This window comes from Pseudomonas sp. HR1, assembly GCF_030175875.1.
Taxonomy (GTDB): domain Bacteria; phylum Pseudomonadota; class Gammaproteobacteria; order Pseudomonadales; family Pseudomonadaceae; genus Chryseomonas; species Chryseomonas oryzihabitans.
Genome location: NZ_JASNRF010000026.1, coordinates 1 through 1,271, shown reverse-complemented (window position 1 = coordinate 1,271; position 1,271 = coordinate 1). Strand labels below are relative to the sequence as shown.

At 53.2% G+C, this 1,271-nt stretch carries 1 protein-coding gene and 1 pseudogene; both read left to right on the top strand.

Annotated features, from left to right (window positions below; all coding sequences use genetic code 11):
• On the top strand, positions 1 to 187 hold a 187-nt coding region (locus QKY98_RS23800; protein WP_350030293.1), incomplete at its 5' end, for an HNH endonuclease.
• Positions 188 to 435: 248 nt separating this feature from the next.
• Positions 436 to 1,271 (top strand): annotated as a pseudogene (locus tag QKY98_RS23355) (hypothetical protein); the annotation flags it as partial.

The window sequence follows — 1,271 nt, the reverse complement described above, 5'->3', positions numbered from 1 at the left end:
CTATGGGAAACATGGTGAGAAATTTTGCGAGATCCATCACCTTACACCTCTACACAAATCGGATCGCAATACCGAGACAAAGCTCAGCGACCTGATTGTAGTTTGCTCAAACTGCCATCGAATAATTCACCGGGTGGACCCCATGCCGAGCATTAGCGAGCTAAAGAGGTTGGTTTTTGATTGCTGAATTAAGAGCTGGCCAGCGTTGGATTTCCCATGAATAAAAAAATAATCCGTGGCATCCTGCGTTAAGGAATAAGGTGAAGGGCCGGGTATACGCTAAGTCATAAGCCGCGTTAGCGAACGTCTGCATTGGGTCGAAAGCTGGCACCTTGCGTTCTATCGGTTATGCGTATGCTGGCTGCATCAACTGCAGGTAGCCAAGATGAAACCCGTAGAGTCCCTCGCTCAACCCCGGGGATCTTCCACGTTGACTTGCTCAAGGTCGACATGGAGTTGCTGTTGAAAGGCCCCTTTCGCCACTGGACCGCACGAAGTCGCGGAAAGGTAGCGTGCCTGAAAACTTTACAGGTGGCCGGGTCAATCGCCGCTGGTGTTGAAAAGCGTCTATTCAGGGCATTAGAACCTGCTCAATTTGTTTACCTGTATGAACAGACAACGTGGAAGTGGCCTGCCATTTTGCTTAAGGTATGGCCATTCGACACTGCCCGCAAGGCGGCCTGCATGAAGCGTGAACAGTTCCTGGCACAACCCGAAGTGGAATCTTTCGTTGCATGGCTGGCAGCCAACTTGCCGGCGCTCACGTTCAAGCTGCGCTTCAAGTCCAGCAACTTTGTACCTGGCGGTTTGACGGTTGAAGTCCAGGGGATTGAGCGGATACTTGAGCTCTATCGCTGGAAGGCGAGCTGGCACGACTCCAACCAGAATGTGGTTGAGTCTGAAACCTGGGCGGAAACCCAACGCTCTTTGGGGCAACTGCGTGAGTGGCTGACGAGTGCGGTCAACGCAGGTGATGATCGACAAGCGCTTCAGGCGTGTTTGCAGATTCTTCGTTGGGGCGGCGTGAGGGGCGCCATTCCGTTCTTGCAGCGGTTGGCGGCCAAAGGCGAATTGTCGGGCTACCTGAAAAAGATGGCCGGACTCATGAAGCTCGACGGTGACAATGACCTGGATGACCTCGACGCTAGCAATGTCGAGCGTTTCGATTCTGGCCTGACCAAGATTCACGCCTTGCTCGATTTGTCCGGTTCTCCAATCTATGACAGCCGTGTGGGCGCTGCGATTGCCATGTTGTATTCGCTGTTTCGCCA